The 26,131-nt window shown below is 56.0% G+C and carries 28 protein-coding genes; 14 read left to right on the top strand and 14 right to left on the bottom strand.

The window, feature by feature from the left end; genetic code table 11:
• Positions 1–8 precede the first annotated feature (8 nt).
• The 9 genes from AC07P1_RS30930 to AC07P1_RS30890 form a co-directional block, all read right to left on the bottom strand.
• Positions 9–1,301: a hypothetical protein gene (locus AC07P1_RS30930; RefSeq protein ID WP_494699430.1), complete on the bottom strand. Its 1,293-nt coding sequence runs from the start codon at positions 1,299–1,301 to the stop codon at positions 9–11.
• A gap of 14 nt (positions 1,302–1,315) precedes the next feature.
• Positions 1,316–1,594, bottom strand: coding sequence for a hypothetical protein (locus tag AC07P1_RS30925; protein WP_494699429.1), 279 nt, complete (start codon positions 1,592–1,594; stop codon positions 1,316–1,318).
• Positions 1,595–1,692: 98 nt separating this feature from the next.
• Positions 1,693–2,148: a hypothetical protein gene (locus tag AC07P1_RS30920; RefSeq protein ID WP_494699428.1), complete on the bottom strand. Its 456-nt coding sequence runs from the start codon at positions 2,146–2,148 to the stop codon at positions 1,693–1,695.
• Positions 2,149–2,237: 89 nt separating this feature from the next.
• The gene (locus tag AC07P1_RS30915; RefSeq protein WP_494699427.1) at positions 2,238–2,486 is read right to left on the bottom strand and encodes a hypothetical protein; all 249 of its coding nucleotides are present in this window, start codon (positions 2,484–2,486) and stop codon (positions 2,238–2,240) included.
• Positions 2,483–2,737 (bottom strand): DUF2498 family protein, encoded by a 255-nt coding sequence (locus tag AC07P1_RS30910; protein WP_494699426.1) that lies wholly within the window; start codon positions 2,735–2,737, stop codon positions 2,483–2,485. Before AC07P1_RS30910 ends, AC07P1_RS30915 begins: the two co-directional genes overlap by 4 nt.
• A gap of 55 nt (positions 2,738–2,792) precedes the next feature.
• A complete protein-coding gene (locus AC07P1_RS30905; protein ID WP_494699425.1) occupies positions 2,793–3,053 on the bottom strand; it encodes a hypothetical protein in 261 nt (86 codons plus the stop codon).
• 353 nt (positions 3,054–3,406) lie between these two features.
• Complete coding sequence (locus tag AC07P1_RS30900) at positions 3,407–4,057, bottom strand: hypothetical protein (RefSeq protein ID WP_494699424.1); 651 nt, start codon at positions 4,055–4,057, stop codon at positions 3,407–3,409.
• Positions 4,050–4,733, bottom strand: coding sequence for a nucleotide-binding protein (locus AC07P1_RS30895; RefSeq protein ID WP_494699423.1), 684 nt, complete (start codon positions 4,731–4,733; stop codon positions 4,050–4,052). Before AC07P1_RS30895 ends, AC07P1_RS30900 begins: the two co-directional genes overlap by 8 nt.
• A 12-nt stretch (positions 4,734–4,745) precedes the next feature.
• Positions 4,746–5,171, bottom strand: coding sequence for a hypothetical protein (locus tag AC07P1_RS30890; protein WP_494699422.1), 426 nt, complete (start codon positions 5,169–5,171; stop codon positions 4,746–4,748).
• Positions 5,172–5,512: 341 nt separating this feature from the next.
• Between AC07P1_RS30890 and AC07P1_RS30885 the strand changes: the two genes are divergently transcribed.
• From AC07P1_RS30885 to AC07P1_RS30845, 9 genes are all read left to right on the top strand, one after another.
• Entirely contained in the window at positions 5,513–5,812 is a 300-nt protein-coding gene (locus tag AC07P1_RS30885) for a plasmid mobilization protein (protein ID WP_494699421.1), read from the top strand.
• Between the two features lie 107 nt (positions 5,813–5,919).
• Positions 5,920–6,150, top strand: coding sequence for a hypothetical protein (locus tag AC07P1_RS30880; protein WP_494699420.1), 231 nt, complete (start codon positions 5,920–5,922; stop codon positions 6,148–6,150).
• Positions 6,151–6,354, top strand: coding sequence for a hypothetical protein (locus tag AC07P1_RS30875; protein WP_494699419.1), 204 nt, complete (start codon positions 6,151–6,153; stop codon positions 6,352–6,354). It begins immediately after the preceding gene.
• Positions 6,351–8,030 carry a TraI/MobA(P) family conjugative relaxase gene (traI, locus tag AC07P1_RS30870; RefSeq protein WP_494699418.1) on the top strand — a complete coding sequence of 560 codons (1,680 nt, stop codon included), beginning with the start codon at positions 6,351–6,353 and terminating at the stop codon, positions 8,028–8,030. Before AC07P1_RS30875 ends, traI begins: the two co-directional genes overlap by 4 nt.
• 61 nt (positions 8,031–8,091) lie before the next feature.
• Complete coding sequence (locus AC07P1_RS30865) at positions 8,092–8,559, top strand: DotD/TraH family lipoprotein (RefSeq protein ID WP_494699417.1); 468 nt, start codon at positions 8,092–8,094, stop codon at positions 8,557–8,559.
• On the top strand, positions 8,556–9,458 hold the full coding sequence (locus tag AC07P1_RS30860) for a type IV secretory system conjugative DNA transfer family protein (RefSeq protein WP_494699416.1): 903 nt from the start codon (positions 8,556–8,558) through the stop codon (positions 9,456–9,458). Before AC07P1_RS30865 ends, AC07P1_RS30860 begins: the two co-directional genes overlap by 4 nt.
• A gap of 21 nt (positions 9,459–9,479) precedes the next feature.
• Positions 9,480–10,643, top strand: coding sequence for a plasmid transfer ATPase TraJ (traJ, locus tag AC07P1_RS30855; RefSeq protein ID WP_494699415.1), 1,164 nt, complete (start codon positions 9,480–9,482; stop codon positions 10,641–10,643).
• Entirely contained in the window at positions 10,640–10,912 is a 273-nt protein-coding gene (gene icmT, locus AC07P1_RS30850) for an IcmT/TraK family protein (RefSeq protein ID WP_494699414.1), read from the top strand. The genes traJ and icmT overlap by 4 nt, the downstream gene beginning before the upstream one ends.
• A gap of 112 nt (positions 10,913–11,024) precedes the next feature.
• Positions 11,025–11,222, top strand: coding sequence for a hypothetical protein (locus AC07P1_RS30845; RefSeq protein WP_494699413.1), 198 nt, complete (start codon positions 11,025–11,027; stop codon positions 11,220–11,222).
• 549 nt (positions 11,223–11,771) lie between these two features.
• On the opposite strand, the gene AC07P1_RS30840 is transcribed toward AC07P1_RS30845, so the two are convergent.
• Entirely contained in the window at positions 11,772–12,731 is a 960-nt protein-coding gene (locus AC07P1_RS30840; protein WP_494699412.1) for an IS5 family transposase, read from the bottom strand.
• Between the two features lie 326 nt (positions 12,732–13,057).
• On the opposite strand from AC07P1_RS30840, the gene AC07P1_RS30835 reads away from it, so the two are divergent.
• Positions 13,058–14,737, top strand: a complete 1,680-nt coding sequence (locus AC07P1_RS30835) for an AIPR family protein (protein WP_494699411.1) — start codon at positions 13,058–13,060, stop codon at positions 14,735–14,737.
• A gap of 189 nt (positions 14,738–14,926) precedes the next feature.
• Positions 14,927–15,280: a hypothetical protein gene (locus AC07P1_RS30830; RefSeq protein ID WP_494699410.1), complete on the top strand. Its 354-nt coding sequence runs from the start codon at positions 14,927–14,929 to the stop codon at positions 15,278–15,280.
• An 86-nt stretch (positions 15,281–15,366) separates the two neighbouring features.
• Here AC07P1_RS30830 and tnpA read toward each other — a convergent pair whose 3' ends face one another.
• On the bottom strand, positions 15,367–15,648 hold the full coding sequence (gene tnpA / locus AC07P1_RS30825) for an IS66 family insertion sequence element accessory protein TnpA (protein ID WP_494699444.1): 282 nt from the start codon (positions 15,646–15,648) through the stop codon (positions 15,367–15,369).
• 216 nt (positions 15,649–15,864) lie between these two features.
• Here tnpA and AC07P1_RS30820 point away from each other — a divergent pair, with 216 nt between their 5' ends.
• On the top strand, positions 15,865–18,585 hold the full coding sequence (locus AC07P1_RS30820) for a DUF2339 domain-containing protein (protein WP_494699409.1): 2,721 nt from the start codon (positions 15,865–15,867) through the stop codon (positions 18,583–18,585).
• Between the two features lie 175 nt (positions 18,586–18,760).
• Here AC07P1_RS30820 and AC07P1_RS30815 read toward each other — a convergent pair whose 3' ends face one another.
• Positions 18,761–19,189 carry a hypothetical protein gene (locus AC07P1_RS30815; RefSeq protein ID WP_494699408.1) on the bottom strand — a complete coding sequence of 143 codons (429 nt, stop codon included), beginning with the start codon at positions 19,187–19,189 and terminating at the stop codon, positions 18,761–18,763.
• A 91-nt stretch (positions 19,190–19,280) separates the two neighbouring features.
• Positions 19,281–22,439, bottom strand: coding sequence for an LPD7 domain-containing protein (locus AC07P1_RS30810; RefSeq protein WP_494699407.1), 3,159 nt, complete (start codon positions 22,437–22,439; stop codon positions 19,281–19,283).
• A gap of 154 nt (positions 22,440–22,593) precedes the next feature.
• Here AC07P1_RS30810 and AC07P1_RS30805 point away from each other — a divergent pair, with 154 nt between their 5' ends.
• Together AC07P1_RS30805 and AC07P1_RS30800 are read left to right on the top strand one after the other, a co-directional pair.
• Positions 22,594–23,190 carry a hypothetical protein gene (locus AC07P1_RS30805; RefSeq protein WP_494699406.1) on the top strand — a complete coding sequence of 199 codons (597 nt, stop codon included), beginning with the start codon at positions 22,594–22,596 and terminating at the stop codon, positions 23,188–23,190.
• Complete coding sequence (locus AC07P1_RS30800; protein WP_494699405.1) at positions 23,177–23,896, top strand: hypothetical protein; 720 nt, start codon at positions 23,177–23,179, stop codon at positions 23,894–23,896. Before AC07P1_RS30805 ends, AC07P1_RS30800 begins: the two co-directional genes overlap by 14 nt.
• Here the strand turns inward: AC07P1_RS30800 and AC07P1_RS30795 are convergent.
• Entirely contained in the window at positions 23,889–26,099 is a 2,211-nt protein-coding gene (locus tag AC07P1_RS30795; RefSeq protein ID WP_494699404.1) for a hypothetical protein, read from the bottom strand. The two genes, AC07P1_RS30800 and AC07P1_RS30795, sit on opposite strands and share 8 nt — an antisense overlap.
• Between the last annotated feature and the right edge of the window lie 32 nt (positions 26,100–26,131).

The raw sequence follows: 26,131 nt of genomic DNA, 5'->3' as shown, positions 1-26,131 counted from the left end.
GTCTTTTCTTACTGGGCGTCGGCCGGCGGCGCGGCATGCGATGGAGCCGCGAACTTTTTAACCATCTTCAATCTGGCTATCTGTTCGCCGATGCTTTTGGCATCGGTGGTGGTGCTCATGAATTCATGCCATTGAGCCGAATTTGTGAACTTGAAATGGTTCGAGATGATGAAGATCAGGAGGTGTTCTACGAACATTGAAAGCTGAAAGTTCTTCATGCCCAGTCGTTCTGGTTTTGCTCCGGCGTGGACGTGAGAGTTTCTGGCACCCCGTAGCGCAAGGAGCTGAGCCTTGGCGACGTTTTGGTCGGCGTAGAAAAAAGAGACCCTCTTGATGATGCGTTTGGCATCATCCGCACCGGTCAACAACTCCAAGCAAAGCCATAATTTTACGAATCTCGCTTCGAGATCGTTGGTACTAATCGCCTCCGCGAATGCCAGCAAAATCCTTATGCAAAATGCGCGATATTCCTGCGAAGACCGTTCCAGCTTGCGCAGCATTTTTCCAACTCTCTGCTCGATGACCTCGGGCTCTTTGACGTTGATTGGCTTGGAATAATTCGGTGCATCTTCAGACCAGTGCATTTCTCCCGCAGCGGAGCCGTCCGGTAAATGCATGGTATGGACGTTGCCCAATTTGATCGTAATGTCGGACGGGTATTTTGCAGCCGAGCCCGATGGAGCGAACAATTGCACGCTCTTCCCAAAGTGCAGCTGCCAAAGCGCCCGGAAAACGGCAAGGGCTTCGGCGGCCACCATGAAGGCAGTGGTTCCAGTGGGACCTTTCACCCGGGCCTCCACAAACGCATACCCTTCGTTCTCGACATTGACGTTGATCGGATTTTTAATCTTCAAGAGTTTGTCCCTGGCGTTCAAATATTTTTTGGGGAGCTTCGCGTGAAACTTTATCGAACATCCGTTGATGACTCGGGACTTTGGCAGGCGTCCACGCATTCCGGCGGTAGTAATCAACACATATTCCGCTTGCTTGGACAGCAACTTGCCGCAACGTCGGTCAAACTCTGCGAGGAGTTTCTTCGCGTCAGAAAGCTTGTCCGCTATAAAGCGAGCGCGTAGAGATTCTTCCAACACACGGGAGAGCGTGTCGTCATCGATGACGTAGCTATGTCTGATGAGGCCAAACAGCGCGTCTGACAAAAATTCGTATTCACCCATGAGGATGCCCACCCCGCTGTCGCTAACCGACATGTATTGGACCATTTCGGCCATCAATGCGAGCGCGCTATTTTCGATGGCTTGACCATCAACCTGCCAGTGACTCGCCATTTCACGACCTTTCATCGTTGAGTAAAAAATTAGTGGTTGCTCATGTTACGAAGTGAACCAACTGAATCGCGAGCTCTCACGTTGGACCAGCAGAATTCGTCGTCGATGGCGACGTCCGGCGGCGCGACCTTGTCGGCAATCCTGTCATGCAGTTCTTGGGCGGATGACTCGATGTCGGATGCGAGCGCGCGAACGTCGTCCTCGGAAATGGATACCAGGTTGCACTCGATATCGTGCCCGCTCCGATGGCCAATGTCATGGCGTTTTGCGATGGCCTTTTTGAAGGGCTTGAAGCTTGGCGGACGCACGCTCTTGCACGTGGTAGGTGATGGGGATCGTTTTTAAGGGCTGTTCCATGGCGGCTCGCTGATCAGGTGAGGGGAGGGGAGCTTGCGACGCGGTGCGGTCATTGCCTGGCGGCCTTGGCCGGCACCGGGGCGGGGCTGCTGAACGTCTCGCCTGCCGCCAACTGCTTGGTATCCAATTGCGTGCCTGTGGCAACGGTAGTGACGGGTGGCGTCCAGCCGGCGGCCAGTGCGATCAACTGCCACTGTGGCACCTGGCTGTTGATGTGTTTCTGGCAGTGCTGCTGTATGGCGTAGATTGTGTCGGACGCTTTCTTATAGTGACCGTGGTTCATCGCGTATTTTGAGGCGAAGTCCAGCATCTGGAACTTTTTTGTATGCGCGAATTCCGGTTTGGCACCGAAGTACAAAACCAACTGGGCGCTTGCGGCCTTCAATTGCGGATCTTCCATCTTCGCCATCAAGGCGTTCAGTTTGTTGAGTACGGACGGTCCAGCGCCGATATGCGCCAAGATCACAAGCACGTCCTTGTATTCCTTTTTGTCGTCAATGGCCATTGATGATTTCCGAAGCGCGGCGTCATTGCCGCGTTGTCAATTCTACGCCCATAACGGGCCGGTTTGTGAACGTCTGATTAGGCCTGTAATCAGCCGCGCGGCACGATCTGGAAGTCGTACCAGATGCTGTCGTCGTCCAGAAGGGGGAGGCGGCGGCCGGCCTTCAGTTCAGCGGCCAGGTGGGTGCGGCGGTGCCGTATGTCGCGGAACAGAAGGGTTTCCCGGCATTGCATCAGCTCGGCGTCGAGCAGGGTGATTTCGGCCGCGATGTGGGCGCGGTCATCGTCGGTCAGCGCGGTGCTATCGCCGTCGTCGTCATGGTCTTTGAGCACGGTCATTTTTGGTCGTCGATTAGAGAATAGTTCCCAGCAAATTCGTGTGCGAACTCATTGTAGAAATTTATGGCAGGCGCGGTTTGAGCCGTTGCGCCTCCGGATTGATCGAGGAAGCACTCCCCACGCATGAACAAAATGGAACCTTTCATCTCAGCAGAAGAAATGTGCATGCCGTCAATAAATCCAGGCCGAATGCGGATTTGTTCGTTAGCGAGGTCAAGCAGGTCTTGAAGCGGGAGCAATTTCTTAGTCATTCTGATTCCTTGCCAGCTGCCGGCCGGCGAGTCGGGCGCGTGTGGCGCGTTGATCTTAAGTGAGGGTGGCCTGGTCGCGTTGCCACTTCGTAAAATCGATTTCGACGTTGCGCAGCCCGAAGCCTTTGATTTCTTCCAACGACGTTTCGATCTTGGCGAAGGCCTTGGGGTTCTGCTTGGCGGACTTCACCAGGTACTCCTGGCGCCCGCGCAGCACGATGCACCAGCGCCGGCCGTCGAAGCATTCGATGACGGCGCGGGTGACGATGTTGGACCCGACCAGCGTTTTTGCCGTGTCGATACTGACACTTTCCATGATTGTGCGATCCAAAAAAGTTAAAGTGTCCGACACTTTATAGCAAAGTGTCGGACGGCGGCCAGCGTAGTGTGGGGGCAAGTAGACATAACGCCCGTTACACGTTAGCCGGCGGTGCGGCTTCCCCGTAATCGAAATTCTCCAGGAGGTCGGCGATGTAGCCATTCTTGGCGCACTCCTGGCGCACTTCGAATGCGAGAAGCCGGAAAACGGCGAGATTTTCCAAGCCTTCCCGAACAATCGGAATCGGTGTGCGTCGATACACCGCTCGCCCCTCGACTTTGACCAGCTCCGTTGGCCTGGCCGCCCAATCAGCGTGCGCAATGGGCGGGTTGGTTTCAAAAAACCGGTCTCTACACGTACACGCTTGGCCAGAGAAAGATAAGACACAGCGCGATGAGGGCGCAGCAACCGACCGCGATGCGCTTGCTGCCCGAAGCATTCTTTTGGCGGACATGCCACGCCGCCACCAGGGCCAAAGAAACGCCTGCAATGGCGCCGATCCAACCCGCCGGTGTGCGTGCCAGTGTTGCGAAAAGAAGACCCGCTAACCAAGTATGTTCCGCCGGCTCCGCCCAGTAGGGCAGACGGCCACTCCCCAGGATAAATCCCATCACCGTACAAAAGCTCCCAAACATTACCATGGCGAGCATGATCAGGCCGCTCCAGAGCATCCATGATGCTTGGGTCAAACGCAGCGCGACGCTTTCGCTGGTCTGGCACACTGCCTGCGCCAATGTCCCTAGTGCCTTCTTGGTTTCAGCGTCAGCGATCGCCGCTATAGCCACGCGCTGATCTTCCATCGACTTCTTTAGCTGCGCGTCGATGATCGCTGGGTACCGGCGATAGAGGGTGTCGTACGATTCTAGCGCCATGAGCACCAGCCAAAGCGCATCGTTATCCTCGATCTCTAAGGCGCCCTTTACGCGATACAGGCTCTGGATTTCCTTGTCCGAGGGCTGCCGTCCGATGAGCCGCTCGAACGTGCGTTCGACGTCAAGCACGGACGGCCTCACCGACGACCTTGTGCACTTCACGCCGCCACCTCGCGAGCTCGGCCCGGTTTCCGAGCGGGAGTGCCTGCATGGCCGCTCTGATGGAGAGCCGCTTGCTGTAGAGGTCATCGCTGACGCGATCTGCCAAGTCCGGGAATGTGAGCGATTTCCCGCCCGCGTTCTCCACTTGCGTTCGCAATTTTGATTCATTGTAGAGTTCAAATTTCTGTTCTTCTCCGAAGTAGCCGTTACGCATGACGTGAATGCGCGAGCCAGTCAGCGCACCCATATATTGGTTCAACAACTCCAGACTGTCGCGCTGACGGTTAATGACCCAAATCGTGACGAGGTTACGCCTCAACTCAGCCAGCGTGCTGTTCAATGTTTCGCCATATGCGCTAACGCCGCGGTTGTTTCGCGCCGCAGTATTCAGGACGACGATGGAATCGGGATTGGTATCGCAAACGTTCACCAGTTCGATCCATCCATTGGCATCGTCCAGGTCGATCAAGTTGGTCTCGATCTCGTTCCTGTACATTTTCCATACATCTGGATTCGACGTGTCCGATTCGATAAGACGGACTTTTTCCCCGCGCACTAGCAGTGTATCGACAGTGCCGATCGATACTGTGGATTTTCCAACACCACCTTTGCCGCCGCCGACGACGACGATTGGTTTTGACATGGCTTTCTCCGGTTAGATGTCCCGCGTATCTTCGAGCGGGGTGAACCCGCCGACTTGTGGTGCTGCCAAATCATTTTCCCCAGGTTGGCGTGCTCGCTTCACGGCAGTAACTGGCGTTGTTCGCGGCTTGGCGGGTGCCGATGGGATTGCTTCGATCAGGTTTTTTTTTCCAGCTCGACGCACGGGGTCTTGCTTTCGGGCGCCGCGGTATTTCTTCAGCGTACTTGCGGTGACATTGAACCCATTTTTCTCCAGAACCTGCGCGATCATTTCAAATGAGTAGCCCTTTCGCTGCAGCGAAGTCACCTCCGGACGAAGCAGTTTCACCGCTTCCTGTGTCGTCAGTTCCGCAGCGTGGGCTTCGACGGGAGGCAACTGTGAGAGCATCTCCTTGAGGACTTGAATATGTTCTAGCTTATGCTTCACGATCTTCTCCATCGACGTTTCGGATTCTGCTAAGCGGCGTTCGCTCGTTGCCTGTCGAGCCGCTTAGTCGACAAATACATTCTGTTCGCGTTTTGTAGATCGGCCTAGATACAGATCAAACTGACCTGAAAGGAGCCACTTTCTTCCCTTGTAACCCATCCGCGATCAGCTATTTTGTTCTTTAGGAGGTGGGCACCGTCACGGGACAGGGTAGGGGTTGATATACCGCCGTGAACGGCGGCACATCAACCGGCGGCGCTCCAGTCGTTGCACTCCCTACGCTTTGCCTACCTCCCTGCTCAGGGCTCCGCCCCGAGACCCGCACCCCGACAAATCTGACGGTATTGGACATCATGAGCACCAGTGAAAAACGCAAGAAGACCGGTCTCGTAGTGGTGCGTGCCGCACCTGAGGACCTTGCCTTGCTTCGGACCCGTGCCGCGGAGCTTGGCCTCCCGGTTTCGGCCTACTTGCTGGCGTCTGGTCTATGTCAGCAAACTCGCAGCAAGTCGAGTGCGCATCTGATCGAGGAATTGCGGCGCCTCGGCATGCAGCAAAAGGCGCTGTGCACCACCAATGGCGGCGCGCTGGCTCCAGAGTATCGCGCTATCTTGGTCGAGATCCTTGCGGCCATCGACCGCATCGGAGTTTGATATGCTGGCCAAGGTCACGCCGAAGCGAAAGGACAGCAAATCGGACTTTGCCAAGCTGGTGAAGTACATCACTGAACGCGACGAAAACGACGAAACGGAGACACCAAATGACGAGCTCGATCCAAGCGACAGAGAGCGACACCACACGCTTCTTAAGCGCGCTCGAAACGATTTGCGCGCAGCAGAAGATCATCTGCATGCAGCTCGACGAGCTGACGCTATTGATGCAGCTGCCGTCCGAATCCGTTTTGCGGGTCTTGCAGGGTTTATTGATACCGATGAGCCAGAACATGGACCGCCTGGCGATCGACTTGAAGGACCAACTGACGGAGGAATAAATGGCGATCCACATCGACGAAGTCTTACCAGTGCTCGCACAAATCTCGACGCAGCAACGAACGTGCTCGGAGAGGCTCCAGAAATTGATCGAGACTTTCAAGCGCACGCCCGAGCCCGTCGAGCCCACCTTGCGTTTAATGCTCAAGCCACTGCGCGAAGGCATGGACGAAATGAAGGAGGTTCTTCACCCGAACCAGACTTGATAGACCTGACGGCGGCGCCGCAGCGGTATCTCAACGCGGGCGGCATCGCATGTGAGACGAATTGCTTGTCGCTGCGGACGGCCGGCGCCGAGATGCGCGCTGTCGCTGCGCAGAACGTGCGCGTGCAGGACCCGGTCTACCATGTGGTGCTGTCGTGGCCATCGGGCGAATCGCCGACGAATGATCAGGCGTTCGAGTGCGGTGCTCATGCGCTTCGCGCAGTCGGCATGGACGGCCACCAGTACGTCTTTGGCGTACACCGAGACACGAAGAATGTGCATCTGCATATTGTGACCAACCGTGTCAATCCGTCGACTTTCAAAGTGGTGTACCCAGACCGCGATTTCTACAGTCTGGACAGGGCGATGCGCGAACTGGAGTTACGCTTTGGGTGGCAACACGACAATGGACCTTACGCCGTGTTCGAACGGAACGGCGTAAATGTGATCGACTGGCGCCGCAGCGCATGCGATACCAAGGGAACGATGCCGACTCCGGCCGCCGACATGGAACGCCACGCCGACCGCGAAAGTCTCTTTGCCTATGTCCGCGGCGAACCACGCGAGGCAGTTATGGAGGCGATGAAGGATGAGCGCCTCACGTGGCAGAAACTGCACGGCGTACTGGCCAGACATGGCCTCCTCCTTCGTGAGAAAGGGCAGGGTTTCGCGATCTTCGACGTGGGTTCCGATGCGCCCACGCCGATCAAAGCCAGCGACATGCACGAAGAACTATCGAAGACGCGACTACAGCGCCGTCTCGGCGTCTTCGAACCGCCGGCGCCGATCCCGCCAGGGGAGACGCGGGTTCTCTACGATCAGTTCCGGGCGCCAGTGCGGCGGAATGAAAGGCGCGAGGAACGACGGCAGGAGCGGGCGGATGCCCGCCGTGAACTGCGAGCGCGATACCTCCGTTACAAAGCCGAGCAGGTGCTTCCCCGCTTCGATGCCGGCTACGCCAAATCCAGATTTGCGTTGTTGAGGAGCGAGGCGCGCCGGCGCCGGGCAGAAGTACGGTCTTCGAACAAAGACCGCTTGCAACGCAAGGCTAGCTACTCGGTCATCGCATTCGAGACGGCGCGTGAGCGTGAACGTCTCAAAGCACGCATTGAAGTCGAAAGGGCGATGCTGCGCAAAGAGGTAAGGGCACAACAAAAGTCCTACCGCGAATGGGTGGAGCAGCAGGCGGCGACAGGTGACGCGGCGGCGATCAGCCAATTGCGAGGCTGGGCCTATGCGGCCAAGCGCGCCGGCAAGGGGGATTTTGTTTCAGGTTCTGATGTGAACTCTATCCGACACCAGTTTCACGCTGATCCGCGTGCAGATCTTGATATTGAGGGGGCAAGATTTAGGGTGCGACGTGACGGATCCGTGTGCTATTCATTTGGGCACGACTTCGGCGGGTTCGTCGACCACGGTTCCGTCATCGAGATGCAAGCGGGGAACGGCGACCAGGCTGCTGCGGTGGCCGCCCTCATCCACGCCCGGAGGAAGTTTGGCAATGCCTTCGAGGTCAATGGCAGCGACCAATTCAAGCAAGTCCTGTCCTCGCTTGCCGCCGACAATCCCTCGGAGCAGAGTCTTGGGGCGATTTGGCGTCGGGAGTTCCATGAGCGTCGGACAATGCGCGAAACCTTGCGCCCGCTCAAATCCCGAGCATCGCGCGTGACGTCGTAACAGGGTATGGATTTTATACTTTGCATGCTGGCCTAAACATGAAACTACTAAGGGAGCAACCATGAAATATTCATCCACACTCATAACATTTTTCACTTGCTGCGCGCTTGGCGGTTGTGCTACGCCGCAGATGCCTAAGGCGGATAACGCACAGGGCGAGATTGACAGACATATTTTGGAAGCGTCGCGCAAGATCGAACGCATGCAGTTGCAACTTGTCCAGGCTGGGGCGTTGGGACATGCGCCGAGCACTGTTTCTGCCGGCCTGGCCAGCACCGAGAAATCCATCTCGTTTTCATGGAAAGGCGACGCATACCAGTTGCTCTCCAAGCTCGCCTCCGAACGTGGAATGGAATTCATCGCTATCGGAGTACGATTGCCTCTTCCTGTCGCGATCCAGGTAAAGGATAAGTCGTTCGAAGATGTGCTTGACGCCATACGTGCCCAAACCGGATATCGTGCCGCCGTGCTGGTAGACTCCGCCAAACTCACGCTCCGGTTCAACCGGCCGCAGGAGGGGAAATCATGAAATCAAAATTGCTCCTTTCGTTGGTAGGGATGGTCTTTGGATGCGCATATGGCGCCGATCCTGAGCGGTTGCCGACCACAACGACTGATGGCGAGGCTTTGCCTTTCGATGCACCTCCGATGACACTTGACGCGCTCCTGCATCCGTCAACCAAGATCAATTCAGGCGCGAATGGTATGCGAGCAAAGATGGTCGATGACGCCGGCCGTACGGTAGGCTTTCGTGCTGGCGCGGCCGCAAGGGCAGAAACGCTGGTGCGTAGCCTCGATGCACGAGCACCGGAACTTGACGCCTTGTTTCAGTTTTCTACCCTCGTACGGCAGGACGGGACGGTTCCCCCGGTTATAGTCGAAGCGACCGATGTTGCGTCGTTCTCGGCCGATCAGTTTCGCGTTGCCGGGCACGTGTACCGGATCGAGAAGGAGGAGCGATTCGTGTCGGTGCCTCCCACCTGGCGCAACTATCTGTTTGCCGGCTTGTCCGCGAAGACCAGGGTTGAATTGCCAGACCCCGAGGCGCGTCCCAAGGACGCCGCCGAGTTGCTCATCTGGAGGGAGGCGGTTCGCGCGGGCTGGGAGCGCGGAGAGCGGGAGGCCGACGCTGTGCTCGACGCCAATTTCAGTCGATTAATCCGCGACTATACGGGAATGATCCTCTATTCGCCGTTGCTAGCGATGGGGATGATATTGCCGACCAAGGTGGCGGAGACGTCGCAGACCGTGACCGGTGACGGCCGGCAATTGACGCTTAGCGATACGCTGCGCAGACTAACGTCCAGGGCCAAGTTCGAGACGAATGCCGACAAGTGGAGGTTGGCGTTTACGGCAGGCGCGCGCACGGCAACGAGCGGGGAAGGTGGATACACAACCGACGCTACCTCAGGGCACGAAGAGCGGTGAGATTTGTGGGAGGTATCAAACATGAGCGAGCACAACAAGTTCGAGCCGTACGATTTCCGCGGCGATTTGACTGCGGACACCTTCAAGCGATTTCTGAAGTACTGTGCCGATCACGGCGCTTCGGACATCCTCGTCCAGGGAGGTGATTATGTGTGGTGCGAAATTCACGGCAGGCAGCGGCAGGCCAGCACGCACACCATCAAGCAAGGTCAGCTACCCGCACTGATCGGGTCGATCTGGCAGGCGGAAGTGGAGAGCAATGTGCGTGGAGGGAAGGGGGCGGACCGCTCGCTGGAATTGAGCGGCGAGGACGTTGGGCTCGAACGCGGCAAGACGATCCGTTTCCGCTGCAATTTCATTCAGGCGCGCATCGCACGTATTGACGAGGCCTATTCGATCACGATGCGAACGATACCAAGCGACCTTCCCGATCTCGCAGCCATGGGCATTGAACAGGATTTGTTGGAGGCGCTCTATCCTGGCATGGGTTTGGTTCTCGTGTGCGGCCCGACTGGCTCGGGAAAAACCACGCTGCAGGCGGCTGTATATGCTCACGCCGGCAAGGTTATGCCGGACCGCAAGGTGATCACTTACGAAGACCCTGTCGAATTCGTGCTCGGCGGTATTCACTGGAAGGGGCCGCAGCCGGCACAGTCCCAGATTGGGCGCGATATACAAAACTTCGCCTGTGGTCTGCGCAATGCGATGAGGCGCAAGCCGAGCATCATTGGTATTGGGGAAGCGCGCGATCTTGAAACCGTCGACGCGATGGTCGAAGCCGGGTTGACCGGTCACCTCTGCTACGCGACGGTTCATACGGAGTCGGTGGCGGAGACGATCAACCGGATCATCCAGGTCTATCCACCTGCGCAACAGTCTGCCGTGGCGTCGCGGTTGATCGGCGCGTTGCGCGTCATTGTGGTACAGCGCCTGCTCAAGTCCTGCGACGGACGCCGCAAGGCTGTCCGCGAATATGTGGTGTTCGATCGCGAGCTGCGCAGCGAGCTGCAGACGGTCTCCTATGAGCGCTGGGGCGCACTCCTGCGTCAGCGCTTGGAGCGTACGGCGGATACGCTGGACGACAAGGCATGGGACTTGTACCGTGCGGGCGAAATCGAAAAAAGTGAGTTCATAGAGTTGGCTGGAGCCAAAGCGTTCAATTCAAAGTTAAAGGAGTTGTCATGAGCATTTCCATCTGGCGTCATGCCTCAGCGGTGCCCACTCTATTCGGTATTCCGTGCATTGCTTTCATGCCTGTTTTCATATGGCTGTTCCACATGCGCTGGTGGACCTTCTGGACTGCGTTCGGGGTCATCCTGTTTTTTTCAGTTCTCGCGAAATTCGGGCTGACCTTTAAGGTGCTTTGGGCAAAGCTACTTCATTTCTCCCGCGGTAGCCGAGTTTTCGCTCGGCCTTGGTGGTACCGTAACAGGTTCTCCGATCGATCGAAGTAATCATCGCAAGTAGACGCTGCCGGCGGATGCGAGCTCTTATCCCCGCTACTAGCGCATGAGCTCGCCAGCATTAAAGAATTCAAGGCGGGTGTTGCCCCGTGCAAGGAGAATCATGGAAGTCTTTTTTGTTGCATGGGCGACCATTGCGATGATTAACAACATGCCCACCGTGCTTGATATTCGCTGCACCTGCGCGCTGGCCAAGGTCTACCTGTCACAAATTGTCGGGCGTGCGGCCTTAAGCTGCCAGCACTATGATTTTGCGCGCGATCCACCAGAATCGGGAAGATCGCTGCCCGGTATTTTTTGAGGATGAGCGGGAACTGGTTTCCGCCTGGCACACGGCTATTCGGCCACGTCAGCCTTTTTCTGGAGAGTGGCGTTGACATGAACGTCCTTTTTACGCCGAATGTCATTAGTCGAACAAACTTGTCTCAGTTGGCGCTCGCGCCTCTGGTTCGACGTCATTAGACGTTAGTAAAGAGATGCTTGTTCCTGCAGCCACCTTTTGCGCGCGATGGTTTCGGCACGGCGCCATCAATGCTGGCGGCGAGCGCCTCGAAGTCCACATGGTTGGTTAAACCGACCAGCGGAACACCGATCTTGGATCGCCGATCCTCTCGCTCATGTTCGGCAAACAGGCTGGTCCGAGGTTCATCATCGAGTTTTTAGAGGTGGCCGCAACGCTTCTGTCTGACGGAACCTTGTGATCAGGATCGGAAAATCGCGAGGTTGTGGTTGATGAAGTAACACGTAGCGGTCAATCGAGTGTCCGATGAGATTTGGATCGCTGGTCGCTGATCGTGGCGTTGTTGCATAAATCGAATCTGACCGGCAATTTTCCCTTCCCCTCATGACGTTACGCGATACGGACAGACTGAGGGCGTGCCAATGTCGTCATGCGATTGAGCACGCCCGCGCGGATGGCCACCTCGGTGGCCTGGGCACCAATCGTGCGCGCCGCCAAGCTCCTGCCGGTGAGCACCTTCAACCTGTACATCAAAGTCTCGGCGAGCGAGCTCCGGTGATAACCGCTCGCGCGCTTCCAGTCCCGCCGACTGCTTTTGGCGATGACGTCGATCGCGTCGTTGCGCCAAGCCGCGCCTGGCGTTCGTTGCGACCAATGGTTTGCGCCATCGCGCGGCGGGATCGATGGCGTGGCCTTGCGCGCGGCAATGACCGCGTGGCATTGCCTTGTGTCGTAAGCCCCGTCACCGCCAACGATATCGACCGGCGTGTCGGCCGGGATCTGATCGAGCAGATCAGGCAGCACCTCCGCATCGCCAACGACCTGGTGCGTCATCAGCGCCGCGCAAATCTGGCCGGTGTTCGTGTCCATCGCCAGATGGACTTTGCGCCAGGTGCGGCGCTTGGAGTAACCATGTTTGCGCACTTTCCATTCGCCTTCGCCAAACACCTTCAGGCCGGTGCTGTCGACGACCAGATGCAGCGACTCGCCGCTGCGCAAGACCGGTAGCACGACATTGAGATCCCGGGCGCGACGACATAGCGTCGTGGAGTTGGGCACCGGCAGATCGGGAAAGGCGAGCTTGTTCATACTGCCCGCGAAACCCTGCAACGCACGCAGCGGCAGGCAAAACACCTGCTTGAGTCCGAGCAACATCTGGATGACCGCGTCGGCGTAGACACATGGCTGGCCGCGCTTGAGAGCCCCGACTCTAGGGCCTCGTTGCCACAAGTCCTGTTCCATCCAGATCGTCACGTCACCTCTCGCGATCAGCCCGGCATTGTAGGCAGGCCAGTTTTTAACCCGGTATTTGCCCTTGGGCTCTTGTTGCTGCTGCTTGTCCTTGCGCATCGTCTCAGGCAAAAAGCCAGAATGTACGCATATCCGCTAAAAGTTAACAGCCACATCGCACCGGCTGTTGCGCGTAAACGTCAGCCCGCCCGGGATGGATTTATGCAACAACGCCGCTGATCGTTGAAGTGGGGAAATGTTGTTCTGCCGTCGATTCGAGTCGATAACTTTTTATCTTGTCAATTTTCGGTTACAATTTTCTAGAATAATTTCTAAAAACTCGTTGTCGCATCTGTTTTCGTCCCGTACTCTATGCTTTTTTCGTGTCAATGAAAAATTCCGGTTTTATTCAATATTCCCTATACTAGCAGGTGGAAGATAATTTTATGGCATATGAACTAAAGGATATTCTTAACTCTATTGATGAGCTGGCATTGCGTGGGAAAATCACTAGAAATCGCGCTTTTGCAGCTTGGTTTGCCATCAATTTCTTCGATATAGAAGAAGACGATGCCTTGGAATCTGCAGCGGCAGATGGAGGAAATGATCAGGGAATTGACATCGCTTTTGCCGATCATAGTAGTGCGGAAATAGTGGTTTTGCAGGCTCATTGTCCTGAAAGATTTGATAAAAAGACGCCAAAAAATAAGTGGGATGCCGTAATAAGCGCACTGCCATTCATTAAAAATCCTAAAAAACTGGTGGCGAGTGGAAGACCAGATCTTGCCGAATTCCTTCAAGATTTAGTGACTTCTCATCCTGGATACACGTTTGCAGTTGGTTTAATCACATTGGGATTGAAGTCCGACGAAATTGAGCGATCACTTGTTGCCCATCAAACGGATCTGGCACATAAGGATGTTGCGTTTTTTCAGTTTGCGCAAGAAGATATTGCTGGTAAGTACCAAGCACTAATTGAAGCTGAAACTGGGATTCCTCAAGATAATTTGCAATTTGTCGGTAAGCACTTCGAGGACAGCGGTGATTATGGACGTGCTTGGATAGGGTCTGTCGCCGCTGTTGAATTGAAACGATTATTTGACATTCACGAAGATCGACTTTTTGCGGGAAACGTCCGTTTGTATTTGGGGAATAGAAAAGGGGGGATTAACGATCAAATAATAAAAACGGCTAAGACTTCTCCCGGTAATTTTTGGGCATTAAATAATGGAATTACCATCGTGGCGGATAGTGCCGAGATTTCTGAAGACGAGCCGTCTACATTAGTGCTGAAACGGTTCAGTATCGTCAATGGTTGCCAAACCACGTCAAGTTTAGTACGTGCAAACCCCGATGCATCGGCAAAAGTATTAGCACGAGTTATTGCAGCAAAAGTTGGTTTAAAGACGGATATTGTTAGATATAACAATTCCCAAAATGCTGTAAAGATTTGGACTGTTCGGGCCGCTGATGATATACAAGAGCACTTGCGCCGAGAGTTTAATAAAGTAGAGATAATATACGCTCCAAAACAAGCTGGTGCACGTAAGAAACGTGATCCATTTACTATTGAGCTTGATAAGGTTACGCAATATCTTGCGTCTGCCGAGCAACAATATTTAATTCAAGCCATTGATAATAAAGGCGAATTATTCGACGAGCCATATCAGAAACTATTCAAAAAAGGTATTAAGGCGCCCGCTGTATATTTGGCATGGTTGGTGGGCAGTAAGTCCGATATCGAAAGGAGAGAGCATGTTGACGGCTTAGGAGATGATCCAAATGGAAATCTTTTAGGAGTGACTAGCGTCTATTGGATTATCTACTGTACATATAAATTAATGTTAAAATTTTCTGATTTAAATTCGTCACAAATAAATCTAGAGAAAATGAAAAGCCAGGATTTTGAGAATGCGATTGCCAAATACATAAGAAAGGCTATTACTATGTTTTATGATGCGGCAGTCGATACTTATGATCATGAGCAATTTGGATCTTTTAAAAGCACTTTAAGGTCATCGAAATTTTTGCTTAAAATTGACAGCAAAATTAATAGTAGAATGGTCAAGTTGTCTGATAAGGCCCTGCCAAAATTAGAGGTCACAGCGAAGTCTGCAAAGGGATAGTTTTTTCGCATCGCATCTCCTTGCAGTTGCTCCGGTGTGCATTGTGTACCCAATCCACCGGACTTAAGCATGCCAAATTTTCTTCAAATTAGCCGCCAAAGAGCTTGACAAAGCACGCGCTTCGCGCGGCCGCCAGCCCTGCTGGCGAGGCTTTTTTCGCGGACAGGGCGGCGGCCAATAGAGACCTTTTTGTCTCTATTGGCCGCCATGTTGGAACGACTGCTCCTCGCCTTTTCTCAATACCTGCATTCCAGCCAGTTCCGCGATTTGATGCGGCACGCCGGCTTCCCCAAGGCATTCACCCGCGACCGCAAGCTGCCCCTGCCCGCGCTGCTGGCCGTGCTTCTGAGCGGCATGCGCAAGAGTATCCAGGCCGAATTCGACGAGTTTTTCGCCCATCTCGAACAGCGCGTCCAACCGGTGCGCCACGTCTCCCAGCGCGCCTTTTTCAGCGCCCGCGCAAAACTGAACGTAACGGCCATCCCCGCGCTCAATACCTGGTTGCTGAGCCAAGCCGGCGTCCTGGGCTTCGTGCCGCTCTGACATGGGCTGTGGCTGGTCGCCGCCGACGCCTCGACGCTGCGCTTTGGTCACGGCGCCAGCCATGTTCCGCGCGCCGCCTCGACCGATCAGATCGCCTTCGGCCTGTACCTGCCGGGAGCGGAACTGATGCTCGCGGCGTCGCTGCACGGCGTCCACGAAAACGAGCGGCAGATGCTGTTCGAGCATCTCGACCTCCTCGGCACCGGCGATCTGCTGCTGATGGGCCGGGCCACCCGCACCGGCAACAACCCGGGCGCTGCCGGCAACCTGGTCAGCCGACTTACCCAATAGCCTACCTGCCGGATCGGATAGACTTGCTCGATGGCGTATGCACGCTGCGATAGCCCGCTGGTCCGCCACTGCGCCACACGTTCCTCCCACACCTTTTGCCGGTCCTTGTTTGACACCTTCCACCTCCTGTGTTGATCGAGGCGATAGTTTGGCGGTGCACATCAGGAATTCATAGATGGGCCGGCTGGACGCTTACCACTCGCACTCTTCAGCGCAATATAAAATAAGTTAATAATTCCACTGGGAAATATTTGTGCATATAATGGCATTTTTGCCTGCGCTTAGCTTAATGTATGAACCAAAGTAAGAACCTACCTCCGCTAACACCGACAAAGCGAGACTTCGGCCCTGGCGGCACAGATCTCGTCCAGGTTATCTGGGACGCGTTGTATGCGCTGTGCGATGTCATGCGGCGGTGCTTGCTACCGGTGCTGGTTACAGCTCTGACGGTCTGGCTTCTGTATTTGCCACAGTCAACTGAATTCTTTGCCGGCATGTTACTGGTCTGCGCGAGTCAGCCACAGCATTGCATTTTCGGGTATGGCGTCCGCGCTAGCGCTACCCAGTTCCTCGTATTCGAAATGGCGCTGCTCGGTCTTTCACTTTGTCTGTGGTACACAGCCAGAGTGCTCGTTGTTTATCGCAAGCCGCCACGTCACCTGCGAAAACGTTACACACGTTGCATTGAAATATGGTTGCCGCGGCTTCTTGGGGCGATACCGTTGTATGTCTCCGCTTTAATTCTGTTGGGGCCCTTGACGACGCTTGATAGCCCATTCCGGCGCACGTCATTGACCCAACTCGGCGCAGGTCTCGCCTATGTAACATTCTGGCTGCTATTACCCTTGTTGCTGCGGCGCCATATGCCGCAGGAATTTAGCCGAAGGAAAATGTGGTGTGGTTTGGCGGTGGGTGCCCTCAGCATCGTGTTTTGCACGATTCAGGCGACACCGGAAAACGACGCTTGGTGGATGCTCATACCGTTGGTAAGCACTGCCGTTTGCTACATCGTGTTTGTGCTGCAGCTTAAACGCCGGTTGTTCCATCGGATCCTTGCGGTAGCCGTGGTCGAGTCCCTGAGCGGGTTCGCGTTTTTCGACATCTCCATGGCCACTCTTTCTTCCACCAAGGCCGCCAGGTGGACATGGTCGCTCTCCTTGACTATGCTGCTGCCAGCGCTCTATCTGATATTTGTGATGTTTCGCCGGCGCGCGGGCGTGCAGCGCTGGGTACGCAGCCGTGGTCGACTGCTGGATAACGGGATACGGTTTAGTGCCATGTCGCGGCGCTGGGTGTCGCATTTGCGTCCGCGTGCTGTCATGACATGGCTGCTGGCCTTGCTCGTGACGCTGGGGTTCGGGGTATTGGCAGGTGCCTATGCCGAAGCCGCATCGCAGTTCATTTCGGCACCCGCTGCATTGGTGCTGTGCATCACGTTGACGCTGTTGCTGGCCTTTGGCTTCTTCTTTGTCATCTCACTTGTGCTGCGTTTCATGTTGACCGTGCTGCTGTTGGCCCTAATCCTGATCCCGCAAGTGCCGAAGATGACGATTGGTCCGGATCAGTCCTTGCCGGATGACCTATGTAACAAACGGGCAGGGCTCTGCGAACCAGCACAGGCGGTGGCCTCCCAGTTTGATGCGTGGCAGGCATTCCGTGGAGGCGAAGAAGATCTGCGGCCCGTGATCGTCGTTGCCGCCGCTGGAGGCGGGTCGCGTGCGGCAGTACATACCGCGACTATACTGTCAGCCGTCGATAATGCCACCTGCGGAGAATTTGGTGACCGGGTGTTTGCTATCAGTGCCGTTTCTGGCGGTGCGTTGGGCGCCGCTGCGTATGTGGCCAGCCGGGAGGATTTACCACGCACCACTACGATGCGCGACGCCTGTTGGCATGTTGACCCGGCTGTTGCGGTCCGTCCTGATGAGACATCTTTGGCGCTCATGATGATGGCGGTCCAGGACCATCTTTCGCCGACCGTTATACGATGGCTGTTTCGCGATCTGCCGCGGAGCCTGTTGCCGGCCGCGATCCGTTCCGGCCCGGACGAGTTCGATTCGGCCAGTCGCGCCGGTACGTTGCGTGCCTCTTGGGCGAGGGCGTATGCCCAACTGCTGGCCAGCCACAGGAAGGCTCTGCCAGGCAGCAATACCTTGCTTGCGGACCGCAGCACGGAACCTGGCGCTACTGCGGGGCGCTTGCCCTATGTCCTGCTCAATGCGACGTCGGCGCAAGACGGGCGACGTGTCGTCTTGAGCAAGCCACTGTTTTGCCCGACCGATGGTTATTGTGCGGCACAGCCTCAGCCGTTGTTGAGTGACGCCATCGATAGCGCGCGGTTCCCACTCATTAGCCCGGCCTACAACCGTGACGTGTACGGTTGGAACCCATGGCAGCGCAACCGGATACTGACCCAGCGTTCGCTGGTCGATGGGGGTTATGCTGATAACTCTGGCCTAATTACCTTGAGTGAGGTCGTCCAAGGCTTACTGGATCATAAGGTGGCACCAGAGCGCATATATGTTGTCGTCATCACGAGCAATCCAGATGAGGGCATGACAAAGCGGCCGCTGGAAAATTACGCAGACGGCGGCTTGTTGGCGCAAATTCAAACCCCGTTCGATACAGTGCTGGCGGCACGTGACAGTCGAGTGGACGGCGTATTGCTGGCATTGAGAAAGCGCCTGGGCGAGCAACAGATTATCTACTGGCCAATGACAAAGGCCACTTTGAACCGATTGACGTCTGAAGAAATTACGAAATTTGAATCCGAGCGTCCTCCCGAAGCGGTGGCGCGCGACCAGTTACATGGAAACGAAGGCGTGGCCTCCCATACCGGGCACACCGCGCCGCTGGGATGGGCGCTATCCCAGGAAGCTGCGGAATGGGCGAATGACTTCACGAGGCGAGCATACCGGGCTTACGCGTACCCTGAGCAGGACCATCCGTTTGAATATGAAAAGACGTTGATCCTGGAATTGAACTTACAGAAGGACAAGCAGGGCAAACCGTAGTCAGGTCTATGTTGCTGCGTCGAGCGCGCCCTGTTGTTACGGCGTTGATGGAACTGGCCAAGTCTCGTAATCTTTGATGAGCCGTTGCCTGTCTCCTCACGTATTGCTCGGAATGATCTTCCCCTTTGCTTGCGAACCAGGCACGGCTGCACCGGTGGTGGGTATAGCATCTATTTCATCGCCAAATTTTGCTCCAGAAGTCTGCAGAAGGTGTCGCAGAGCGCGGATTGGCAGGTAAGGGAAGCGGCGCAGGCGTCGGAAGCGAACCGGCAGGAAGCGGTATGCCGGCCCCCAGTACGATAGGCGGTACGCGCGGGATGGCGTCATTCGCGAGCCTGCACATTTTCGTGGTTGCCGCATTAAAAATATCCATGAGTGATGGAAACGCTGGCACAACCGAAATCGAAGTGATGCTAGTGATACATTTTCCAAGCGTATCGGAATTGGTCCGTTCTGTGTCTGCGGCAGTTGTGGCCGCCGCCTGGTCCCTGGCGAGGCCAGCATCGCCGCCTGTCTTCGCCGCGTGGGCCACGCGACAATTAGCTTGGGCACTTGCTGCTGCGAGAAGCGCCAGCAGGACCACTGTTGCAACTGCTGTTTTCATGATGAATCCTTTCTGCATGTCGTTTGATTGCTGAATGGGAGCCTTGGAATGCCGCGCATGGAGGCCGGAAAGCAGGCGCGGTTGGATATGGCTACCCCCTTTGAGATATGCTGCGTTGCCGATTCGCCTTGCGCGCGGCCGGCGCGCTGGGTGTCTCCTTGTCGTTGGCGGACTTCGATCGCTTTGGCGCTGCGGCGTTTGGAGCGCTGGTAGTTTCGTCCCGAGGCCGCTCCCGCTGCGGCTTTTCGAATCCAATCCTTTGGCGTAGCTTGTGATCCAGTCGATCACTCACGCGGGCGACCAGCGTCGAATCGCCGATGGTGAACCGCACCTCGTCGAAGTAAACTTCGCGGCCGTCGTCGCTGCGGTTGATCGCGCTGCCGTTCCCCATCGGTTGCCAGTGCGTGCCGTCGGCCGCCATCGTCAGCTTTGACAGGCGAATAGTTTGCCCCCCTGCGGCGGCCGGATCGCTCACAATACTCGCAATGACTTGCTGTTTGTCCTTTCCGTTCCGGACGAATCCTTGCAAATAATCGCCCGTCGCGCTTTTAAACAAGAGTACGGAGGGAACGAATCTTCCATCTGGCAGTGCTGTGATGGCATGGATCGCCAATATCGGCTTTGGTTGCATGGCATCAGGCTCGCCCTTAACCGATGCCGAGCGATGGAGGATTCGCGCGGCATCCGGCGGCGGCTCGCTGGGGCGTCCGTCGTCGAACCAGTACACCAAGCCAGCGGGAGGCCGTGGGCCCAGGCGTTCGAGGTCCGCTTGCATTTCCTTGTAATCTACGGATAGGTTTTGGATGATGGTTTGCTGGCTGGCCCACCACGCACCCGCATCGACGAAGGAGGTCGTCGGCGGCGCCGCTGCCGGCACGTCAACAACATCCACGGTCCGGTCGGCCACGCTGTGCCTATCCATCGGTTTGGCGCGCTTAATAAATTCGATTTCCCACGCGTTGCGGTGCGAGACGACGGTTTCATCGCCGATGACTTTGCCATCTTTGTCTACGACGTCCTGCCGCACTTCGACGGGCGTTCTCCCCAGATTCTGAAGCACGACCGCATCGCCGATATTCAAATTCTGTTCCCGCGCGGCGCGTTCGAGATCTACGCCCCAAGTCGTTCGTGTCCGGCCATCCGCATTTTCAAGTTCGACGAAATAGCTCATCTTCTGGCGCGGTTTGTGTTCGTAGGGGGCCTTGCCAAAGCCAAGAACATTTCCCGCAAGCCGGTTGACAGGATCCTCGAGTGGGCTTGGCTCCGATGCGCTTGGCGATGCCGTAGGGACTGGCGGCGCAGATGGCATGGCCTCGTCTAACGGTTGGGGCGTTGCATTCACGGGTTCCGCAGGGGGAATAAGCCGTTTCAGGTCAACGGGCATTGTCGGTGCAGTCGTGCTTGCTGGCCGAGCTGGACCGGCTTCCGTAGCCTTGAGGAGGTCGCGACGCATGGCATCCTGTTCAGGACTCTTGAGCATGGCTTCGATTTTGTATTTGATCATGATTTCGATCGCGTGTTGCTTGAAGTCGATGTCGCCTGTCAGTTCGAACGCACCGCCATATTTTTCTTTTGCTACCAGCAGGGCTGCGACTATGGCCTGTTCGTCACGGTCCGCATCGCCAACCATCAGGATTTGGTCGCCGTGGTCGATGAACGCCGGTCGCCCGTCGAGGCTGTATTCGACGCTGCCGTCACGTTTGGCCTTATGGGTGATGCGTTCGAGTATGCCTGCCATCGAAATCGGTACGGGACGTTCCGCGGGAAATGGTCCCACGGGCCGAAAGCCATTGCCCGCCGGACCAACCGTTGCTTCCATTGGTGCTGCGAGTGGGACATCGTGCGGCATCTGGTCAGGTTGAGATGTGGGCATGGACGGAACAAGTTCACTTGGCGGCGCCGGCGGGCGCGTGGTTACAGTATCCGCTTGCCGCGTAAGAAGCGCTTGGATGCGCCTCAAATCGATCGGATCGATGCCCGAGCGCTTACTAAGCAGGCCGGCTAGTTCCTCCATGCGGACAGGATTGCCGAGGAGTGATTTAAGCTCGGGTGGCGCTTTGTTATAAGCGCCAATTAGGGTGTCGTTCGACATCGGCAGGTTGGGCAGCAGGAACTTACCGATTTGATGCACTTGGCGGATGGCGAGTTGGTGTTCCGGCGATGCAAACGCGTTCAAATAGGCGACCTCGACATTCTCATCGCGGAACCATGGTATCGGTCCCGCATCCGATGTAAATGACGCCATCAACTGGCTATTCTTCAACACACGCGGGCGCTTGCTGTACGGCTGCATCAGGAATCCGCGCAGCGCATCGTGGAGTGAAGAGTAAGCGACTTCCTCGTCCTTGCCGCGCGCGTTCAACGTTCGCAGATAGAAGTGTTCGGCAGATTGCTCTTGTTCATCCCACGATGGGTTTCCAAGCGTATCGACACCTCGCGAGCGCGCAGTGGGCATTTCAGGTTGCCGCGATGCATACAGGTTTTCAGTATTGATTCGCCTGGCGTCGGCTAGGCGCGCAGCCTCCGCAAATGCGGTCCTTTTGTGTGCGTCGTCGCGTTCAAGCGCGACGGCGACCACTTCGTGTAGGTCGATGACCGCCCTGGCATCCGACGTCGGGATTTGTCGGTTGATGTGGCCTTCGATTGCTTCAATATGGGCGTGGTTGGAGAATATAGCCTTCAGGTGGTCATCTGCGAGGGCCAGATTTTGAAAGATGATGTGCGGGGCCAGGCGGCGGTTGACGGCGACAAAATCCACGACAGCTTCGACATCGAGCCAAGGATCAAACGTTTTTGCTGGTAGTCCGGCTGCGCTGCGGTCAGCTGCGGCCACGTCTGTTCGCTCCAAGACATCGACACGATCCAGCGCGTTAGCGATCACCGCTTGGGTTTCACTTACATAAAAAGTGGGAAGGCCATTGAGGCGCGCGTTTACAAGAGGATCAAGCATACGCATTCTGCTTGCATCGTTCAATATTGAGTATAGTGATGGATCGGCCTGTTTGGTGTTGGACGCGATTTTCCAATGGGGCATATCGCAATTGCCAGCTATGAAGCTGGCCACCTCGTATGCTTCGCGTTCTAGTCGAACGTGATGAGGCGGATCCGTCTCCGCAGGCTTGCGAAGACGTTGGGCTTGTGGCACGTCCGCGTCCGCGTGCCGAGATTCCGTATCCGTTTGGACGGAAAGCCGTTGGCTGCCTGCGATGTCAGCCGTCATTGTTGCGGGTAGATCTGAAGAAGTTTCCATGGTTACACCTATTCACGTGGGGCAGGGAATAACAACCGGTCTCGATAACCGCATGTACTGATTTCCAAGTTTCATCCCTAGAACAGCTTTTTCAGATGCTTGGCTATTCCGTACAATGGCTATTATACAAATTAACACGTCGCCGAAACCTCTGATGGAGATCGCGCAAACTCGATCTAAGTTTGCTATGATTCTTAAACACAATAGGGCTTTAAAGGGCGTTATGAATCAGGAGCTTTCCCCCTTGCGCGGCGTTGATCTCGAACAGTGGCGCATCCGACGCGGTTTGTCGGTTGTCTCGGCTGCGGATGCGTTTGGGCTTCAAAAAGGCAAATGGGAGGAATTGACAAACGAACCACTATTGTCAGAGGAAATTGGCGATCCGGTCGTCGCGATGCTCTTGCATCTGTATCAGCAGTATCCAGAGGCGGCGCCATCGAAAGTGCTTTTCGATGTCAAAGAGTTCTACGAGTTTCTCGGGTTGAAGGATTCGGCACAAGACAGAGAAATGTTCGCGTCGCTGATTGGGCGCTCCCCACCTTCCGTGATTAGGCTTTTGCTTCACGAGGGTAGGCCGGGAAGGCCGCTGATTAAGTGGATGGAGGCCGTTCGGAAATTAAAGCTTACCCCGAAACAGTCGCTCAAAGTCATGCTCGAAGTGGCCAGTGCGGTTGGAGGGAGACAGGGCATTCCGAATGTGCTGACACAAGGTTGGAGACGTCAACCGGAAAGCTCTAATGATGACGACTGAAAATGCAGCGGTATCGGGTGCGGTGATTGAACTGTCGACAGTTCATTTTTACAATGGACAACTTGAGCGGACCATTGCGCTCAAAGATGTAGGATTGGTGCTGAGCACCGGTGTTCCTGCGACGCTGTCTGCATTGTATGGGAACCAAAGCAAACAAGATGGTTTCATGGCTGCCGGCAAGTACGCGGACCGACATGGTCTTCAGTTCACCGTGATCGACTTCCTGGTCCGGCTTGACCGCAAAGTCAATCCAGGGGTGATGAAGCCGGGGGAGTTGATTGAGTACGATTTTCTTAACGTTCAGCGATCTTCGCGTGCGATGCTCGACGAGATCGATTCCATGCTGACGGAAAAGCTTATGGGGCAAGGTAAGTCGCTGGACAGCGTATTTTCTGGCAAACCGCATTTGCTGGTGATCGAAAGGCCGGAGCTGGTGGCGAGCCTGTTGTCGGATGTGGCTATGGCGCACCTTAAGGTTCTGGTACACGGAGCACGAACGCACTTCAGTGAGCGTCCGCTCAATGTCGGTACCGTTCCGTTCAGCCAATGGGGTGCGATTCAGGAGGCAACTTGCCGACTGAACCCGGATACCAGGATTTCCTTAGAGCTTCCGACTCCAACGGATAAGACCGTTCGCACTAACCGCTCCGGGCCGGATGTCAAACCAAGTCCGCCGCGCGCCAGTACGCGGCCCCGTGCTACTTAATGTTATTTTCAGGCTCGTCATTTGCGTCATCGACGGCGAGCGCCATGGGGTAATCGTAGCTGGCTGTATGCATGTAGCCGGTGCGGCCCGATTGCTCGGCAAGCTTCAGTGCCTTGCGCGCAGCCTGGAACAGGACGATGCCTCGCTCGACCGGTGAGACCTCGAAGCGGCTCATCTCGTTCATGTGGGACGCGGACGTCTTGACCGCCGAAAGGATAGGGTCATCGAGCTCCGGGTAGCATGGTTTGGCGCAGCGGTGCAGTTGCGTCAGGATGTAATCGGACAGGCTAGCGTTCTTGCGCGTGATCTTCACTGCGTCGGATGGCAAGCGCCTGATGTGCGGACGCTCGATCTGAAGGAATCGATTGATTCGGGCAGCCAACAGCGCGCTCTTCTTTTCCTCGTCGGGTATGTAAAACGAAGAGCAGGGAACGACGGCATCCTTGAAAATCATCACTCCTTCTCCGGGGTTGAGCTTCTTAAGGTCGGACAGGACGATCCGGTCGCGTTTTTCGATTGTCGCACTCGTCTGTGCTTGAAATGCCGTCGAGAACGTACCGCTGACCGCGTCATGACCGGACAGCATGCTGTAGTAAGTTTCACCACCCGCCTTGCGGAACAGATCGAAGGTATCCTCGGGGTCTTCGAGGGCAAGCGTCCATTTGATCTTTGTGTTCGCGATCAGTGAAGCAGCCTCCTGGCCGGCCTCGCTGCGTTTGAGCCCTTGCACGTCCTGAACCGACGAGATCATCATAAAATTGAGTTCGCGTGCTTGTGCGTACATGGTGGCGATGCCCTCCGCAAAGTATACCTGGATCTCGTCGTTGATGATCGGCGTCGGGCACGGAGCATTGGTCGCGTTCGCGTCGAGCACTTGTGCCCGCGTGCCCTCCAGCCAATGGCCCAGATTCTGGGCCATTGTCAGCCTCACCGAAGACAGGTAGAACTTGCCCAGCGACGATGCTTCGGATGGCGATTTCTCCATTGAGGGAATCATCACGATCAAGAACCGGTTGTTGAGAAGAACATCGGTGGCGTCCACATCCGGATATTTGTCCCGGAAGATAAAGCCGTAGGTATCGACCATCATCGACAGGACGCGCGAGAACTCGCCAGTGAGGTAGCCATGCTGGTTGAACACCTCCGGATCCCATTGCGCCGGGTCGTGGGCCTGGCTCGGATTGAAGCCGGGGAGGCCTGTCTCGAAGTATGCCTTTATCGGCAGGAATGCCAGTTCCGGTATCTTGCCCTCGCGGCCTTCAATATAGAACTGGACCAGATTTTGTAGAGCCAAGTAGTGGCGGATGGTGTCGATCGAGATGTCCAACTCACCCTTGGCCCGTTTGTAGCAGAGCGTGCGCAGCAGAGCATCGATCATGTTCAAGGAGCGCTGTTGCCACTTTTGTCCCTCGCCGACAGCCTTGTGAATGATCGAGGCCATTAGCTGCAGCAGGAAGTCGGCGGCCCCCTCGGCAAAACTATTGGTCGAATTCGACTGTGGCAGCACGGCCTGGCCGCGTATATGTCCGTTCTCCTGTTGAACCATCGCCTGAAAAGGGTCCTGGCCGCCAGTTAGATAGTTCAAGAGGAGAAAATCGTCCTCCCGGCCGCGGCGGCGCAGCAGGGACCACAGGCAGAACGGCACGTTGGCGCTCGCCTTGCCATCGGCATATACGCATCCCGAGCCCCAGCACGCGGCGTTGTAGGCGATACCCATCAACGTTTCGGATTTGCCGCCGCCTGTTGTCGCGGCCAGGAAGAGGTGCGTGCGCGCGTCCGAATTCGTCAGCCACAGTTCGCGGCCCTGCTCAGCGGGATACTGCGATCGCAGATAGCCGAGATAAAGTATCCCGCCTGCGGCCATCAACGTGCGTACCGAACGGGATTTCGTGATCAGCCCAAAGAGCCAGCTTTCTTCCCGCATCTCCTCCTGGTAGTCTGTCGGGTCCAGCCCACCGATATCCTTTGGCATACGCAAAGGTAGTGCATAACGCTGATCCTCAAACCCCATCGTCAGCATCATCATCGCAATTGTCCACGCTGGCCATAGAAAGGGCTGGTAGAGTTGCAGAATGATGAAGCAGACTAGAAATGCCTTGAAAATGGCGGGACGATAAAGGGCAGAAAAAAATTTGGCCGTCCCGCTGCGCGTGTCGCGCGTGAGCTTGGACTGATCCAGTTGGTGCTGTGGATTGATCGCCATCGCTAGCCTCCGCCATGGTATTTGCAGGAGCG

Source organism: Duganella sp. GW821-FHT07F09, assembly GCF_059418705.1.
The sequence above is the reverse complement of the archived record's forward strand: the minus strand, read 5'-3'. Positions and strand labels throughout refer to the sequence as shown.